The 1455-nt window shown below is 54.4% G+C and carries 1 protein-coding gene; it reads right to left on the bottom strand.

All coding sequences use genetic code 11. The annotated features are described in order from the left end of the window. Positions 1 to 22: 22 nt before the first annotated feature. Positions 23 to 1381 carry an ISKra4 family transposase gene (locus tag A8B82_RS20540; RefSeq protein WP_067296782.1) on the bottom strand — a complete coding sequence of 453 codons (1359 nt, stop codon included), beginning with the start codon at positions 1379 to 1381 and terminating at the stop codon, positions 23 to 25. Positions 1382 to 1455 lie beyond the last annotated feature (74 nt).

The following is a 1455-nucleotide window of genomic DNA, read 5'->3' on the forward strand; positions in this document are numbered from 1 at the left end:
GGGAGTGGAAAAGCCTTGGGGATCATGCCGCCCTAAGTAGCCCTGATGAAAGCCTTCCATCCAAAACGGCGGCCCTGACAAGCGCAACACGGTGCGCGCCTCTTGGGGACCATCTCATACGTTGTTTCTTTCCCATGCGCACATTGGCGATCTCATTGACGAGGCCTTCTGCCCTTGACGTAGAGACTGCTTTCCCTTGCCGCCGTCGACGTCCGTAATTGACGATCGCAGACAGGTTGTGGTTCAAGTATGTTCGTAGATCCATTGCGCGTGAGACGACCGAGAACGCCGCATCGTTTGACTTCCCATAGGCGTATTCGCGCACGCGCATCGCGAAGCGGAACAAGACTTCAAGCGTATCGAGAGCGCGATCTGTCTGACCATGCCATATGCGCCAGCGAAGTTTCTCAACAAGAGCGGCAATCTCTGCGCTACTTTCGGTTTCAATTTGTGAAATCAGCGTTTGGAATGTTGTCTCCACATGCCTGATACGCACCGATATATGCCACCAATCTAGAATGTGACGAACATCAGCACCAGTGGCGTTTCTGACCAAGCGAGGCAGTGCGGGATCCCCGTCAGAAAGAACCGTCACTGCAACGCCATCCTCCCAACCAGCGGCTTTCAGGCTGGACCGCAAGTGTTCTATTGGGTGGTCAGCACCCATTTGACTCAATCCGAACCGTCGTTTTTCAACGGTTTCGCTTTCAATCGACCCCACAATGACTTCGAAATTTCGCCTTTGATATTCGGGGCGTGAACGAACATATGCGCTGTCCAGAAAGACCGTCACCTCGGTAGGTTTTGCTTGAATGGCCGTGTCCGTCGGTTCCTCGCAACAGCGTTCTTCCAGGGCCTTGGCAACCGACGCAAGCCGGTTCCGGATCGTTGCGTGGTTCTGGGTGGCGCAAGGTGTGAGCTCGTTCAACAGACGCGCGGCTTCCCGAAAACTATGCCGGGCACCCAGCTCGGCTTGAAGCCTCCTAAGTTCGGGTGTGGCATTACCTTTCAAAATCCGCGTGAGCGGAGAATACGCTGCCTTGAACGCAGGAAAGCCCGGCAAGCCGCACATACACATCCGGACCCGAGGCGCTTCGACAGTCACACCACCGAAAAGAGTATCGACACGTCGCTTACGACGATCATGCACAGGCAAATACGAATGGCAGTGACGGCATACCCGCGCGACTTCGCTGATTTCTTCTACTTGATCCTGGAGAACAGCACGCTGGACTTCTTTCAAGATCGATTTGCCCTCAGCGAGGCTGATACCAAGGCCGTCTTCCGACGGATCAATTGAACACCGCTCAATGGCGCCAATCTCATGGGACCGGCACTCGCCCCACCCAAACTCCGTTTCAATCTTGATACGAACTTTCACAACAAATCCTCCTGCAACAAAGCCAACAGGATAGACCGAGTTCAATGCAAATCCCCAGAGTTTTTCCACTCCCC

The sequence above is a fragment of the Sulfitobacter sp. EhC04 genome, from assembly GCF_001650875.1.
Classification (GTDB): domain Bacteria; phylum Pseudomonadota; class Alphaproteobacteria; order Rhodobacterales; family Rhodobacteraceae; genus Sulfitobacter.